13 protein-coding genes are annotated in these 15,066 nt (G+C 74.4%); 7 read left to right on the plus strand and 6 right to left on the minus strand.

Features of this window, described 5'->3' with window-relative positions:
- Positions 1-153 precede the first annotated feature (153 nt).
- Both ACVHNB_RS12265 and ACVHNB_RS12270 read left to right on the plus strand, forming a co-directional pair.
- A complete protein-coding gene (locus ACVHNB_RS12265) occupies positions 154-1,491 on the plus strand; it encodes an NAD(P)/FAD-dependent oxidoreductase (RefSeq protein ID WP_456228044.1) in 1,338 nt (445 codons plus the stop codon).
- A complete protein-coding gene (locus ACVHNB_RS12270; protein WP_428951331.1) occupies positions 1,488-3,356 on the plus strand; it encodes a transketolase in 1,869 nt (622 codons plus the stop codon). Before ACVHNB_RS12265 ends, ACVHNB_RS12270 begins: the two co-directional genes overlap by 4 nt.
- 51 nt (positions 3,357-3,407) lie before the next feature.
- Here ACVHNB_RS12270 and ACVHNB_RS12275 read toward each other — a convergent pair whose 3' ends face one another.
- Together ACVHNB_RS12275 and ACVHNB_RS12280 are read right to left on the minus strand one after the other, a co-directional pair.
- A complete protein-coding gene (locus ACVHNB_RS12275) occupies positions 3,408-4,235 on the minus strand; it encodes a class I SAM-dependent methyltransferase (protein ID WP_456228045.1) in 828 nt (275 codons plus the stop codon).
- A gap of 154 nt (positions 4,236-4,389) precedes the next feature.
- On the minus strand, positions 4,390-5,895 hold the full coding sequence (locus ACVHNB_RS12280) for a phosphatase PAP2 family protein (RefSeq protein WP_456228046.1): 1,506 nt from the start codon (positions 5,893-5,895) through the stop codon (positions 4,390-4,392).
- A gap of 94 nt (positions 5,896-5,989) precedes the next feature.
- Between ACVHNB_RS12280 and ACVHNB_RS12285 the strand changes: the two genes are divergently transcribed.
- Positions 5,990-7,612: an ABC-F family ATP-binding cassette domain-containing protein gene (locus ACVHNB_RS12285; RefSeq protein WP_428951328.1), complete on the plus strand. Its 1,623-nt coding sequence runs from the start codon at positions 5,990-5,992 to the stop codon at positions 7,610-7,612.
- 83 nt (positions 7,613-7,695) lie between these two features.
- Positions 7,696-8,661 (plus strand): AraC family transcriptional regulator, encoded by a 966-nt coding sequence (locus tag ACVHNB_RS12290; protein WP_428951327.1) that lies wholly within the window; start codon positions 7,696-7,698, stop codon positions 8,659-8,661.
- Positions 8,662-8,835: 174 nt separating this feature from the next.
- Here ACVHNB_RS12290 and ACVHNB_RS12295 read toward each other — a convergent pair whose 3' ends face one another.
- Positions 8,836-9,279: a CBS domain-containing protein gene (locus ACVHNB_RS12295; protein ID WP_456228047.1), complete on the minus strand. Its 444-nt coding sequence runs from the start codon at positions 9,277-9,279 to the stop codon at positions 8,836-8,838.
- 262 nt (positions 9,280-9,541) lie between these two features.
- Here ACVHNB_RS12295 and ACVHNB_RS12300 point away from each other — a divergent pair, with 262 nt between their 5' ends.
- Positions 9,542-10,360 carry an RNA polymerase sigma factor SigF gene (locus ACVHNB_RS12300; protein ID WP_456228048.1) on the plus strand — a complete coding sequence of 273 codons (819 nt, stop codon included), beginning with the start codon at positions 9,542-9,544 and terminating at the stop codon, positions 10,358-10,360.
- A 13-nt stretch (positions 10,361-10,373) separates the two neighbouring features.
- Here the strand turns inward: ACVHNB_RS12300 and ACVHNB_RS12305 are convergent, their stop codons facing one another.
- Complete coding sequence (locus tag ACVHNB_RS12305) at positions 10,374-10,901, minus strand: hypothetical protein (protein ID WP_456228049.1); 528 nt, start codon at positions 10,899-10,901, stop codon at positions 10,374-10,376.
- 295 nt (positions 10,902-11,196) lie between these two features.
- Here ACVHNB_RS12305 and ACVHNB_RS12310 point away from each other — a divergent pair, with 295 nt between their 5' ends.
- The gene (locus ACVHNB_RS12310; protein ID WP_456228050.1) at positions 11,197-12,534 is read left to right on the plus strand and encodes an aminotransferase class I/II-fold pyridoxal phosphate-dependent enzyme; all 1,338 of its coding nucleotides are present in this window, start codon (positions 11,197-11,199) and stop codon (positions 12,532-12,534) included.
- Positions 12,531-13,577: an MBL fold metallo-hydrolase gene (locus ACVHNB_RS12315; RefSeq protein WP_428951322.1), complete on the plus strand. Its 1,047-nt coding sequence runs from the start codon at positions 12,531-12,533 to the stop codon at positions 13,575-13,577. The genes ACVHNB_RS12310 and ACVHNB_RS12315 overlap by 4 nt, the downstream gene beginning before the upstream one ends.
- On the opposite strand, the gene ACVHNB_RS12320 is transcribed toward ACVHNB_RS12315, so the two are convergent.
- Both ACVHNB_RS12320 and ACVHNB_RS12325 read right to left on the minus strand, forming a co-directional pair.
- On the minus strand, positions 13,557-14,183 hold the full coding sequence (locus ACVHNB_RS12320; RefSeq protein WP_456228874.1) for a DedA family protein: 627 nt from the start codon (positions 14,181-14,183) through the stop codon (positions 13,557-13,559). The genes ACVHNB_RS12315 and ACVHNB_RS12320 overlap by 21 nt on opposite strands.
- Positions 14,184-14,229: 46 nt before the next feature.
- Entirely contained in the window at positions 14,230-15,003 is a 774-nt protein-coding gene (locus tag ACVHNB_RS12325; RefSeq protein ID WP_456228051.1) for an MBL fold metallo-hydrolase, read from the minus strand.
- Between the last annotated feature and the right edge of the window lie 63 nt (positions 15,004-15,066).

Genomic DNA, 15,066 nt, shown 5'->3' on the forward strand with positions numbered 1-15,066 from the left:
CGATCATGCGAGCGGCCCTGATCGGGAACAGGCGGGGGCGCTGTCGCTCGGTTCGGTGTCAGGTCGTCCGAGATGCGTAGACACCTGACGTTTGGCCGCCGGTGACCACGGGGACGCGGGAAGCTCCACCCACGCGTTCCCGGGAGGAGAACCGTGAGCCGATCGCGCGTACTGATCGTCGGTGCCGGGTTCGCCGGGTACCGGGCCGCCCGCACACTGGCCCGGACAGCCCGGCACACGGCCGATGTCACCCTGCTGAATCCGACCGACTACTTCCTGTACCTGCCGCTGCTGCCCCAGGTCGCCGCCGGTGTCCTGGAACCGCGCCGCGCCACCGTGTCGCTGCCGGGCACCCTGCCGCACGCCCGGCTCATGCTCGGCGAGGCCGGCGCCGTGGATCTCGACACCCGCACCGTGCACTACACCGACCCCGAGGGCCGGCCCGGCACCCTCGGGTACGACCGGCTCGTGCTGGCCGTCGGCAGCGTCAACAAACTGCTGCCGGTGCCGGGGATCGCCGAGCACGCCCACGGCTTCCGCGGCATGCCCGAGGCGCTGTACCTGCGCGACCACGTGACGCGGCAGATCGAACTCGCCGCCGTCGCGTCCGACCCCGCGGAGATCCGGGCGCGGCGCACCTTCGTCGTCGTGGGCGCCGGGTACACGGGCACCGAAGTCGCCGCCCAGGGGCAGCTGTTGACCGACGCGCTCGTGCGCAAGCAGCCCCGCCGGCACGGCAGTCGCCCGCGCTGGCTGCTCCTCGACATCGCGCCGCGCGTCCTGCCCGAACTCGACGAGCGGCTGTCCCGCACCTCCGACCGGGTGCTGCGCGGGCGGGGCGTCGAGGTGCGCACCCGCACCTCGGTGAAGGAGGCGACCGGCGACGGAGTCGTGCTGGACGACGGGGAGTTCGTCGACACCCGCACCCTGGTGTGGTGCGTCGGCGTCCGCCCCGATCCGCTCGTCGCCGGCCTCGGGCGGCCCCTGGAGCGCGGGCGGCTGCTCGTCGACCCGTTCCTCGCCGTGCCCGGACACCCCGAGGTGTTCGCCTGCGGAGACGCGGCCGCCGTGCCCGACCTGGAGAACCCCGGCGAGTACACCCCGATGACCGCCCAGCACGCCTGGCGCCAGGGGCGGATCGCCGGACTCAACGTGGCCGCGTCCCTGGGCCAGGGGGCCCGCCGCAGCTACCGGCACAAGGACCTCGGCTTCACCGTCGACCTGGGCGGGGCGCAGGCCGCCGCGAACCCGCTCGGCATCCCGCTGTCCGGCCCCCTCGCGGGCGCCGTCACCCGCGGCTACCACCTCGCCGCGCTGCCCGGCAACCGGATCCGGGTCGCGGCCGACTGGCTGCTCGATGCCGTACTCCCGCGCCAGGCGGTCCAGTTGGGCCTGGTCCGCTCCTGGTCCGTGCCGCTCGACACGGCGTCGCCCGAACTCGCCCGGGTGCCGGACGGTGCCCCGCACCAGCCCGAAGGAGGTACTCGATGACCACCCCCACCCCCACCCTCACCGACACCGAACTGCACGACCTCGCCCAGCAGTTGAGGGTCGACTCGGTGCGCGCCGCGGCCGCCGCCGGGTCCGGCCACCCCACCTCGTCGATGTCCGCCGCCGACCTCATGGCGGTGCTCCTCGCCCGGCACTTCCGCTACGACTTCGCCCACCCCGACCACCCCGGCAACGACCGGTTCGTCCTCTCCAAGGGCCATGCCTCGCCGCTGCTCTACGCCGCGTACAAGGCGGCCGGAGCCATCGACGACGCCGAACTGCTGACCTTCCGCACGCTCGGCAGCCGCTTGGAGGGACACCCGACACCGCGGCGCCTGCCATGGGTCGAGACGGCCACCGGATCACTGGGCCAGGGCCTGCCCGTCGGCGTCGGCATCGCCCTGGTCGGCAAGCGCCTCGACCGGGTCGACACCCGCGTCCACGTCCTGTGCGGCGACAGCGAACTCGCCGAGGGATCCGTGTGGGAGGCCGCCGAGCACGCCGGGTTCGAGCACCTCGACCACCTCACGGTGACCGTCGACGTGAACCGGCTCGGGCAGCGCGGGCCCACCCGGCACGGGCACGACCTCGACGCGTACGCACGCCGCTTCCGGGCGTTCGGCTGGCACACGATCGAGATCGACGGACACGACGTGGCGGCCGTCGACCGCGCCTACGCCGAGGCCCGCGACAGCGCAGGGCAGCCCACCGCGATCCTCGCCCGCACGCTCAAGGGCAAGGGCGTCGCCGCCGTCGAGGACCGGGAGGGCCTGCACGGCAAGCCGCTGCCCGAGCCGGACGAGGCGATCGCCGAGCTGGGCGGCGACCGGGGTGTCCGCGTCCGGGTCGCCCCGCCGCCCGCGGCCCGGGCCCTGCACGCCGTGCGCAGCGGCCGCCTCGACCTGCCCCGCTACGAGGTCGGCGACCAGGTCGCCACCCGCGACGCCTACGGCCAGGCGCTCACCGCGCTCGGCACCGCCCGCGGCGACGTCCTCGCCCTCGACGGCGAGGTCGGCGACTCGACCCGCGCCGAGTACTTCGCCAAGGAGCACCCCGAGCGGTACTTCGAGTGCTACATCGCCGAGCAGCAGCTCGTCGCCACGAGCGTCGGGGCGGCGACGCGCGGCTGGCTTCCGTACGCGGCCACGTTCGCGGCCTTCCTGACCCGCGCGCACGACTTCGTCCGGATGGCGGCGATCAGCGGCGCCGGGATCAATCTGGTCGGCTCGCACGCCGGTGTCGCCATCGGTGAGGACGGACCCTCGCAGATGGGCCTGGAGGACCTCGCGATGTTCCGGGCGGTGCACGGCTCGACGGTCCTCCACCCGTGCGACGCCAACCAGACGGCCCGGCTGGTCGCGGACATGGCCGAGCTGTCGGGCATCCGGTACCTGCGGACCTCGCGCGGGAAGACCCCGGTGATCTATCCGCCGCACGAGGAGTTCCCGGTGGGCGGCAGCAAGGTGCTGCGGTCCGGCGACGACGACCGCGTCACGCTCGTCGCCGCGGGCGTGACGGTGCACGAAGCGCTGCGCGCCGCCGACGAGCTGGCCGCGGCCGGCATCCCCGTCCGCGTCATCGACCTGTACTCGGTGAAGCCGGTCGACCGGCACACCCTGCAGGCCGCCGCGCGGGCCACCGGCTGCCTGGTCACCGTGGAGGACCACCGGGCCCAGGGCGGCCTCGGGGACGCCGTCGCCGAGGCGTTCGACGACGGGGTCCCCGCGCCGCGCCTGGTACGCCTCGCCGTCCGCACGATGCCGGGGTCGGCGACACCGCAGGAGCAGCTGCGGGCCGCCGGGATCGACGCGGCGAGCATCGTGGCCGGGGTCGCTCTGCTGGTGGAGCAGGCCGTCACCCCGTGACGGGGACCGGGCGCATGCCGTCGGGGCCCGGCCCCGACGTCATGCACCGCCCTACGCGCCGGGCTGCTTGCGGCACAGGAGTTCGCCGTGCAGTACCGCGAACCAGGCGTCCTCGTGCGTGCCCCACTCCCGCCACGCCTCGGAGACGGCCGTCAGCTGCTCGGGCGTCGCGTGGCCGCCGCCCGTCGCGCGGTCCGCGTACGCCGAGGCCACCGTGCGGTCGGCCCACAGCCCGCTCCACCAGGCGATCTCGTCCGGCGTGGAGTAGCACCACGTACCGGCCGTGGCGGTGATGTCCGCCGCGGCGAAACCCGCCGCCAGCGCCCACGACTTCAGGTGCCGCCCGGCGTCCGGCTCGCCGCCGTTGGCCCGGGCGACCCGCTGGTAGAGGTCCAGCCAGTCGGTCATGCCCCGGGACTGCGGATGCCAGGTCATCGCCGCGTAGTCGGAGTCGCGTACGGCGATGATCCCGCCGGGCTTCGTGACGCGGCGCATCTCGCGCAGCGCCTGCACCGGGTCGCCGACGTGCTGGAGCACCTGGTGCGCGTGCACCACGCAGAACGTGTCGTCGGGCCAGTCCAGCGCGTGTACGTCGGCGGTCGTGAACTCCACGTTGGTCAGGCCCCGTTCGGCCGCCGTGGCGCGGGCCTGGTCCAGGATGCCCGCGGCGTGGTCGGCCCCGACCACCTGTCCGTCCGGGACCAGCGCCGCCAGGTCCGCGGTGATGGTGCCCGGACCGCAGCCGATGTCCAGGATCTTCATGTGCGGCTTGAGCGAGCCGAGCAGGTAGCCCGCCGAGTTGGCGGCGGTGCGCCAGGTGTGCGAACGCAGCACGGACTCGTGGTGGCCGTGGGTGTACACGGCGGTCTCCTGCGACATGGCCCGATCCCCTTCACGGTGTGACGGCTCGCCCGGGGCGAGTGCCCCGGGCGATGTGATCACCGTACGCCGTGCAGCCGCATGGTGAGATACCCGTCTTGATATGTGGACCGCGAGGGGATTGGGGGAGGTGCCTAGCGGGGCGGGGGAGGCGTCACAGTATGGTCAGCGGCCGGTACACGCGCAGCGCCTCGTGCTGCTTGTCGATCGTCAACTGCCGCCCACAGTCGGCGACTTCACCGTCGTAGGCGAGCAGGGTGCCCGGTGCGACACCGTCGACGCGCAGCCGCGTGAGCCGGGTCGCGGCGTGGAACGGGGAGCGGGACAGGGGCCCGGACAACGCCGCCGCGAGCAGCCGCACGCCGGGCAGCCGGCCGCCGCTGACCGTGCGCACGTCCAGCAGCCCGTCCGCGAGATCCGCGCGCCGGCCCGCCGTCAGCCCCATCCGCCGATACGTGCAGTTCCCGGCGAAGAGCAGCCACAGCGGCCGCTTCTCGCCGTGCAGTTCGACCTCCAGCGGATGATCGCGGCGCAGCACGTGCACCGCCGCCACGACATCGGCGAGCCGACCGCCGATCCGGCCCGACCAGCGCTCCCGCTCCTGCACCAGCTCCGGGTAGGCGCCCAGGCTGAACGTGTTGAGGAAGATCCCCGACGCCTTGTCCGAGCGGAACCGGCCGACGTCGACCGCGACCGCGTCGCCGCCCTCGACGGCCCGCACGAAATCGCCCGCGTCCTCGATGCCCAGGTCGTACGCGAAGTGGTTCAGCGTGCCGCCGGGCAGCACCGCGAGCGGCAGACCGTGCCGGAGCGCCACCTGCGCGGCGGTGTTCACCGAACCGTCGCCCCCGGAGATCCCCAGGGCGCGGGCGCCCGACGCCGCCTTCTCCAGCGCGTCCGGGATCTCGGTGCCCTCGCACTCCACGAACTCGGCCAGCGGCAGCGCGTCCTTGAGCACCCGTACCTTCTCCGGCGTCCCGGCCTTGGTGTTCACCACCATCACCAGGCCCTCGCCGCCCGGCAGCGCCGGCACGTTGTCGACCAGCGGACGCCCCGGCGACGGCATCTGGCCGCGCGTCGGCACCAGACCCCGTACGGCGAAGGCCGCACCCACACCGAGCGCCGCGCCCGCCACGACGTCACCCGGGAAGTGCGCGCCCGTGTAGACGCGGGAGGCCGCCACCGAGAACGCCACCGGGGCGACGACCGCGCCCCAGCCCCGCGACTCCAGGGCGACCCCCGTCGCGAACGCCGCCGCCGAGGCCGCATGCCCCGACGGGAACGACGTGGTGAACGGCTGCCGCTTCAGCCGGCGCACTATCGGCACCGCGTCCAGCGCGGGCCGCGCCCGGCGCACGGACCGCTTCCCCAGCGTGTTGATCGTGGCGGAGGCCAGCGCCAGCGACGCCACCCCGCGCACGGCGGCCCGGCGGGCCCGCGGCGATCCGGTCGCCGCCAGCGCCCCGGCCACCCCGAACCACAGCACCCCGTGGTTCGCGGCCCGGCTGAGCCGGGGCAGCACCCGCTCGGCGCCGGGCCACCGCGATTCGGCGGCGTTCTCGAAAAGGCGCAGGTCGAGCGAGGCCAGCCGGCCGCGCAGGGAGCGGCCCGGCCGGGCCGCGTCCGTCGGACGCGAGGTGAGGTCGAAGTCGGCACACATGGAACGACGATTACCCCGGCCAGGGCTCCGCATCCAGGGTCCGAGGTCCTATTCGTTTGCCCGTCACCCGCACAGCCGTCCAGAATGCGTGACCATGGGACATCTGGAAGCCGCACACCTCGAGTACTACTTGCCGGACGGGCGGGCGCTGCTCGGTGATGTCTCCTTCCGTGTCGGCGAGGGCGCGGTGGTGGCCCTCGTCGGGCCCAACGGGGCGGGCAAGACGACCCTGCTGCGGCTGATCTCCGGCGAGATCCAGCCGCACGGCGGCTCCGTCACGGTCAGCGGCGGGCTCGGCGTGATGCGCCAGTTCGTGGGGTCAGTGCGCGACGAGAGCACCGTGCGCGACCTGCTCGTCTCCGTGGCGTCGCCGCGCATCCGCGAGGCCGCGAAGGCGGTCGACAAGGCCGAGCACGCGATCATGACCGTCGACGACGAGGCCGCGCAGATGAGCTACGCGCAGGCCCTCGCCGACTGGGCCGAGGCACAGGGCTACGAGGCGGAGACGCTGTGGGACATGTGCACCACGGCCGCGCTCGGCGTCCCCTACGACAAGGCGCAGTTCCGCGAGGTGCGCACTCTCTCCGGCGGTGAGCAGAAACGCCTCGTCCTCGAAGCGCTGCTGCGCGGCACCGACGAGGTCCTCCTCCTCGACGAGCCGGACAACTACCTCGACGTGCCCGGCAAGCGCTGGCTGGAGGAGCGGCTGCGCGAGACCCGCAAGACCGTCCTCTTCGTCTCCCACGACCGCGAGCTGCTCGCCCGCTCCGCCGAGAAGATCGTCAGCGTCGAGCCGGGCCCCGGCGGCGCCGACGCCTGGGTGCACGGCGGCGGCTTCGCCACCTACCACGAGGCCCGGCGCGAGCGCTTCGCCCGCTTCGAGGAGCTGCGCCGCCGCTGGGACGAGAAGCACGCCCAGCTGAAGAAGCTCGTGGTGAACCTGCGCCAGGCGGCAGCCGTCAGCCACGAAATGGCGTCCCGGTACGCCGCCGCGCAGACCCGCCTGCGCAAGTTCGAGGAGGCCGGACCGCCCCCGGAGCCGCCGCGCGAGCAGGACATCACGATGCGCCTCAAGGGCGGCCGCACCGGAGTGCGGGCCGTCACCTGCAAGGGACTCGAGCTGACCGGCCTGATGAAGCCCTTCGACCTGGAGATCTTCTACGGCGAGCGGGTCGCCGTCCTCGGTTCGAACGGCTCGGGCAAGTCCCACTTCCTGCGCCTGCTGGCCGGGGACACCTCGGTGGCGCACACGGGCGAGTGGAAGCTCGGCGCCCGCGTGGTGGCCGGCCACTTCGCCCAGACCCACGCCCACCCCGAGCTGCAGGGCCGCCCCCTCCTCGACATCCTGTGGCGCGACCACGCGCAGGACCGGGGCGCCGCGATGTCCCGGCTGCGCCGCTACGAACTGACGGCGCAGGCCGAGCAGAAATTCGAGCGTCTCTCCGGCGGCCAGCAGGCCCGCTTCCAGATCCTGCTGCTCGAACTGGAGGGCTCCACCGCCCTGTTGCTGGACGAGCCGACGGACAACCTCGACCTGGAGTCGGCCGAGGCGCTGCAGGAGGGCCTGGAGTCCTTCGACGGCACGGTCGTCTCGGTCACCCACGACCGCTGGTTCGCCCGCGCCTTCGACCGGTACCTGGTGTTCGGCGCGGACGGCCAGGTGCGTGAGACGTCGGAACCGGTCTGGGACGAACGTCGCGTGGAACGTTCCCGGTAGCCGTCGCGGCCTCCAAGATCTCGTCGTACGCTGCTTAGTTGGGCGTGTACGACGAAATGTCACGAGGCAAGAGGTGAAGCGGTGTGAGGACGTCATTCCGGTCGGGCGACGTCGAGCAGACCATGGAAGCGATCAAGACCGCTTTCTACACCAATCAGCTGGACGTACTGGCGGCCCCGGAACGGTTCGGTGCGGCTTTCGAGGTGCTGGAGCTCGGCGGCATCACCGTCGGCGCTCTCGCCTGCGGGGCCGATGTCCGGGTCCGCTGCGGCGAGTTGGGCGCGTACCACGTCAACGTCCCGCTCGGCGGCCCGATGACCTGGCACCAGGCCGGCCGTCCCGAAGTGATCACGCCGGCCGGCCGGGCCGCGCTGCTCCAGCCGGTCGGCACCACCGTCGTGGACCGCTGGGCCGGTGACGGGCAGATCGTCGCCCTGAAAGTGGAGCGGGACCTGCTGGAGCGCCGCATCGAGGAGCTGACCGGACGCGCGCCGAGCACGCCCGTCGTGCTCGACCCCGATCTCGACCTGACGCAGGGCCGCGGCAAGGCCTGGGCCCGCCTCGTCCGCATCCTCGCCGACGATCTGCGCGAGTCGACCCGGATGCTCGAACACCCGCTGGTCGCCCAGCCGTTGCGGGACGCCGTGCTCAACGGCCTGCTGCTGGCGGCCGACCACCGCTACCGCGACCAGCTCGACCGGCCGGCCGAGGGGCTGCGGCCGGCGCCGGTGAAGCGGGCCATGGACGCGATGCGCGAGCAGCCCGAACGCCCCTTCACCACCACGGAACTCGCGGCGGAGGCCCGCGTCGGTGTCCGGTGGCTCCAGGAGGCGTTCGCCCGCTACGTGGGCATGCCGCCGATGGCGTATCTGCGTACGGTGCGCCTGGAGCGGGTGCACGCCGAACTCCTCGCGGGCGACCCGCGCACCACCACCGTCAGCGAGATCGCGTTCCGCTGGGGCTTCGGTCACCTGGGCCGGTTCGCCGAGCAGTACCGGAGCAGGTACGGCCGGGTGCCGTCCCGCACCCTGCGCGACCCGGCCCCGTGACGGAACCGGTGCGGTGCACCGCGTTTTCCGGACAGCGGCCGCGCTCGGCGGATCGAGACCGGCCCGTCGGACGGCCTACGGTGAATCCGTTGCCGGGGGTCGGTCCCGACCCTGAGGACATGCCGTTCCCAGGACCTGCGACCGCGACGGATTCCGGTGACACACGGCCCGGATCTACCCCGCCGGGCCGGCACCAGCCTGCGGGCCCGGGCTCCCCCCGGACACTGCACCGGGCCCGTCGGCGTGGCTCCGGTGCAGTGTCAGGTCCCCGAGGCTGACCATGCCCACCGCACGGCCGTTCTCCACCACGGGGAGACGGCGCAGCGCGTGTTCCCGCATCAGCTCCGCCGCCACGGACACCACCTCGTCCGGACCGATCGCCACCGGGTCCGGCGTGCACACGGCGTGCGCGCTGACCGTCAGCGGATCCGCCCCGTCGGCGACGGCGCACAGCGTGATGTCCCGGTCCGTGAGGACACCGAGGATCCGGCCGGCGTCCACCACCAGAACGTCACCGGTGCCCTGGGCGCGCATCAGCTGGGCGGCCTCGACGAGCGACGCGTCGGGGCGCACCGCCACCACCCCCGGCGTCATGACTTCCCTCACCACATCGGCCATGGCCGTAGGCCTCTCTGCTCCCTCGGGGGCGTGCGGCGTGCACGCGGTGACCCGTCGCAGTACCCCTCGGCCCGGCCGCCATGCGTGTTTGCCGCGGCGGCGCAGGGGCAGGCGGTTGTCAGTGCTTCGGACAGGAGGCACGTCCGTGGGAGGGACACCTGCACCTGCAGGTATCCGTCGCCCCGGGTGTGTCCGACGCCCCATGAGGCGCGACTCCCACGGTGACCACCGATCCCCAGGCACATTCAGGGAGTTGCGATCCATGCGTACGCGTACCAGCGCACCCGTGCACTCGGTGAAGGCCGGCCGACGCCACCCGCACGACGACGCACCCGACACCGCCGAAGCCTTCGCCAAACTGTCCGGCATGCCCGACGGCCCCGACCGTGACGAGCTGCGTCAGGACGTCGTCGAGGCCTGGCTGCCGATGGCCGACCGGCTCGCCGGCCGCTTCCGCAACCGCGGGGAGTCCTACGACGACCTGCGCCAGGTCGCGGCGCTGGGCCTGGTCAAGGCCGTCGACCGGTACGACCCGGCACGCGGCAACGCCTTCGAGAGCTACGCCGTGCCCACCGTCACCGGTGAGATCAAGCGGCACTTCCGTGACCACATGTGGACCCTGCACGTGCCGCGCCGCGTCCAGGACCTGCGCAACCGGGTCCGGTTCGCGCAGCACGACCTGGCCGGGGAGATCCCGGGCCGCGCCCCGACCCTCACCGAGATCGCCGAGCACGCGAACCTGACGGAGGACGAGGTGCGTACGGGGCTCGAGGCGCTGGAGAGCTTCACGGCGCTCTCCCTCGACGCGGAGCTGCCCGGCAGCGAGGACGGCTTCTCCCTGTCCGACGCCCTGGGCAGCGCCGACCCGGCCCTCGACGTGGTCGTCGACCGGGAGGCCGTCAAACCGCGCCTCGCGGCGCTGCCGGAGCGGGAGCGGCAGATCCTCTACATGCGGTTCTTCGGCGACATGACGCAGAGCCGCATCGCCGAGCAGCTGGGGATCTCGCAGATGCACGTGTCGCGGCTCATCAGCCGGTGCTGCCACCGGCTGCGGGACGAGGTGCTGGCCGACGCCGCGTGAGAGCCGATCCCGCTCACCGGCCCATGGCCAGGGCGATGTGACGGGACATCAGGTCCAGCGCCTGGGCCCCGGCCATCGAGAACGCCGGCCGGCCGGCGGACCGGAACAGGGTGAGCACGCCCTCGACCGGCTCGCCGGCTGCCGGAATCAGGGGCACGCACAACAGGGACGTGACGTCCGCTCGGACCAGGACCGGGACGCCCGACGCGTCCTCGCCCAGCGCCCCGAGGTCCCTTGGGACGGACCAGGAGCGCCGCGCCGGCTCTCCGAACTCGCCGAGAACGCGACCCGGTGCACGGCCGACTGCTGCGGCGCCGTGGCCACCGCCTCCGACGGCGGCGACGAACGCCCGGCCGCGGCGCCCCATCCCGACCTCGCCGCCCTGGTGTCCGTACAGCTGCGCTCCGGAGAGGGCCCGATCCCGGTGGCCGAGGAGGGCGGGCGGCCCGTCGACGCCGCCGACCTGCCGGCCGAGCGGCGGTGGCCGGACTACCGGGCCCTGGCGCCCGACTCCGGGCTGCGCCGTATCTCGCAGACCCACGCACCGCAAACTGGCCGACATCGCCTCCGCCGTCGGCCAGCGGCGCGGGCGCGGTCCGGAGCGCGATCTCGCCACGCCGACCCCCTGACCCGGCCGCCTCCCCCCTCGCGGACCGTGCCGACGCCGCCGCGTCACCCACCCGGCGCAGTGGCCGCGCCGGGCCCCTCGCGTGCCCCGACGTCCCCCGGGTACCCACACAGCAGGAGCACGGCGCGCGCGGGTGCCCACGGGGATGTGACGCTGGGAGCAGCGCACCCGCGAGGGTACGGCGACGGACACACGGCACGGAGGCAGCATGCGGCCATCGGACCCCACGGCCCGAGACCACCAGGGCCACGGGACCAGGGGCCCCGTGCCCGAAGGCCGCGGCCCGGTGCGCTACGGACCGCCGCTGCCCGAGTCCGGACTCCCCGTGCTGCCCGAACTGGCCGGTGTCGTCGCCGGGACCGCCGGACGCCCGCACGCGGAGCCGCCCGGCGGACCGCCCGCACTCCTCGAAGCGGCCCGCGGCCACTGGCAGCGCAGAGGCCTGGCCGCCGAGCACGCCCAGGTCATCGCCGCGCCGGGCGGCGCCCCGCTGCTCCTCGCGCTCACCGCGGCGCTCGGCGGCGACGTGCTCGTGCCGCGCCCCTGCCCCGCGTGGTGGGTGCCGCAGGCGCGCCTGCTGGGCCGCGACGTGTTCCATGTGCCGACGCCCGCCGAGTGCGGCGGCGTCCCCGACCCGTACGCCCTCCTGGAGACGGTCCGCCGGGTCCGGGCCGAGGGCGGTGACCCCCGGCTGCTCGTGCTGTCCGTCGCGGACGACCCGACGGCGACCGTGCCGCCGCCCGAGGTGCTGCACGAGGCGGTGGAGGCCGCCGTGGGGGAGGGCCTGCACGTCGTCAGCGACGAGACCTGGCGCGACACCCTGCACCCGGGCACGGACACCGTGCTGTTCAGCCCCGCCGAGATGTTCCCCGCGCACGTCACCGTCCTGACCGACCTCACCGGCGCGTTCCTGCCGCCGTCGCTGCCCGCGGCCTGCGCGCGGTTCCCGCCGACCGGGCAGGGCGCCCGCCTCGCCGAGCGGGTCCTGGACTTCCTCACCGCGACCGGCGCCGTGCTCGCGGCGCCGGTCGCGGCCGCGGCGGCCTACGTCCTGGACGAGCCCGAGGAGATCACCGCCCGCCGCACGGCCGCCGCCCGGCTGCACGCCCGGGTCGCCGCGGCCGCGCACCGCGCCGTGCTCGCCGGGGGCGCTCTGGCCCGGCCCCCGCGGGCCGGCCGGCACCTGTACGTCGACCTGGACCCGCTGCGGCCGCCGCTCGCCGCCCGCGGGGTCACCGACGCCCAGGACCTGGAGGACTTCCTCACCGCGCGCCTGGGCATGCCGGCCCCCGGCGGCCACCGGTTCGGCGACGATCCGGCGGCGCTGCGGGTGCGGCTGTCGACCGGGCCGCTGCTCGGATCGACCCCGCAGGAGCGCGGGGCGTCTCTCACCTCACCGGAGCCCCTGGAATTGCCGCACGTGGCGCGGCTGTTGAGCATGGTGGGGTCGGCGCTCGGCGAGCTCCGCGGCAGTGCGGGCCCGGTGGACCCGGTGAGTTCCGAAGGCAACGGACCGGCAGGCGAAGGATGGGAGTCCGAGCGATGACCCAGGCGTCCGAATCGACGACAGCACAGCGAGCTGATGCCACCGCGTCCGTCGAACCCCTCGTCGAGCCCCTGCCGCTCGGCGGGGGCGCCCCCGCCACGGCGCCGCGCCGCTGGCCCCGGTCCTTCGCGGACCGCCTGACCGCACCCCTGCCCGGCCTGCGGGCCTTCGCCCGGTTCGCCCGTGAGGGCGCGCTGCGGCCACGCCCCGAGGGCCTGCGCGACATCCCGCAACTGCCGTTCGAGCCGGGCCCGCTGCCCGACGTCGACGCCCGCACGGCCGCCGTCACCTGGGCGGGACACGCCAGCTGGATCGTCCGCATCGGCGGCCTGACCGTCCTGACCGACCCCGTGTGGTCCCGCAAGATCCTCGGCACCCCGGCCCGGATCACCCCGGTCGGGGTCGCCTGGAGCGCGCTGCCGCCCGTCGACGCGGTCGTCATCAGCCACAACCACTACGACCACCTGGACTGGCCCACCATCAGGAGACTCCCGCGCGACACCCCGGTGTTCGTCCCCGCGGGCCTCGGCCGCTGGTTCACCCGCCGCCGCTTCACCCGCGTCACGGAACTGGACTGGTGGGAGGGCGCCGAGCTCGGGGGAGTGCGCTTCGACTTCGTCCCGGCCCACCACTGGTCGAAGCGGTCGCTCACGGACACCTGCCGCACCCTGTGGGGCGGCTGGGTCCTCACCGACCGCGACGGGCAGCGGATCTACTTCGCCGGCGACACCGGGTACGGCCACTGGTTCTCGGAGATCGGCCGCCGCTACCCCGGCATCGACCTGGCGCTGCTGCCCATCGGCGCCTACGACCCGCGCTGGTGGCTGCAGGACGTGCACTGCGACCCGGAGGACGCCGTGCGGGCCGCGCAGGACGTGGGCGCGCGCCTCATGGCACCCATGCACTGGGCCACGTTCCTGCTGTCGGCCGAGCCCGTCATGGAGCCGCTCACCCGGCTGCGGGCCGCCTGGGAGCGGGCCGGACTGCCGCGGGCCGCGCTGTGGGACCTGCCGGTCGGCGCGTCACGCGTGCTGGCTGCCTGACGGCCGGCGCACCTTCCGCCACAGCATCGGAGCCGCGCTGATCAGCAGGGTCAGCGCGACCGCCGCGACGACGCCCTCCCACGGCTCCTCGAACAGGGAGCCGCCGAGGATCCCGATGACCTGGTACGTCACCGCCCACGCGAGGCACGCCGGAATGTCGCCGCGGGCGAACCGGCGCAGCGGCATCTTCGCCATCAGGCACGCCAGCATCACCGGGATCCGCCCGGCGGGCACGAGCCGCGACAGCACGAGGACCATCACTCCGTGGTCGGCGAGCTTGTCCTGCGCCTGCTCCAGCCGCTCCTGGGGCGCCCGCGCGCGGATGGCCTCCAGCCACCGCGACCCGTTCTTCGAGCCCATGCCGCGCCGCCCGAGCCAGTACAGGGCGATGTCCCCGAGGAACGCGGCGACCGAGGCCGTGGCGAACACGAACAGCAGTGAGTACGGCGCCCTCTGGTGGAAGGCGACGACGGCCGCGGAGCTCACCAGCGCGCCCGTCGGGATCACCGGCACCAGCGCGCCGACGGCGACGAGCAGGAACAGCGTCGGGTAGCCGACGGCCTGCTGGGTCGACTCGGGCGGTACCTGCGTGGCGGCGGAGAACATCATCGATGGGCCCCCGTCCGCCGGGGAGCCCGCGGGGCGGGACCGTTCACCGGGCCACCTCCGGCCGGACGCTCTCACCGTGCGCGAGCAGGTGCACCGCCACCCGGGGCGCGCGCAGCGCCGCCTGCCGGACGAACTCGTCACCCGGCGTGTGGAACTCGTGCGGGCGCACGGCGTCCATCCCGATGGGCCAGTACGTCCCGTAGTGCACGGGCACCGCGCTGCGCGGGGCCAGCCGGGTCAGCGCCTCGGCGGCCCGCGCCGGATCCAGATGGTGCGGCCCGAGATGCGGACCCCACCCGCCGACCGGCAGCAGCGCGACGTCCACCTCGCCGACGGCGTCGGCCATGCCGTCGAACAGCCCGGTGTCGCCGGCGAAGTACGTACGGGCCTCGCCGCTCACCACGTAGCCGAGCGCGGGTGACCGATGGGGCCCCACCGGCAGCCGCCGCCCGTCGTGCGCGGCGGGTACGGCCTCTATGGCGACGCCGCCCACCTCGACCCGGGCCCCCTCCTCGACCTCGGTGATCTCCAGGGCGCGCAGCCGGCGCAGGCCCGGCACGGAACGCGGGGCGCCGCGCGGGACCAGCACCCGGGTGCCCGGCGCGAGCCGGGCCAGCGACGGCAGATGCAGATGGTCGGCGTGCAGGTGCGAGACGAGGACCACGTCGGCGCGCGCCGCGCTCGGCGGCGGCGGAGCGCCCCGGCGGCGGCGCAGGTGGGCGAGACGTCGGGCGAAGAGCGGATCGGTGAGCACCCGGGTGCCCGAGTCCTCGACCGTGCAGGTGGCATGACCCCACCAGGTGATCTCCACCGGCACGCGGTGCCTCCTTCTGCTCCTTCGTACGACTCCCCCCGAGCCTACGTGCAGGAGTAGGGTCGA

Source organism: Streptomyces sp. YJ-C3 (genome assembly GCF_053891275.1).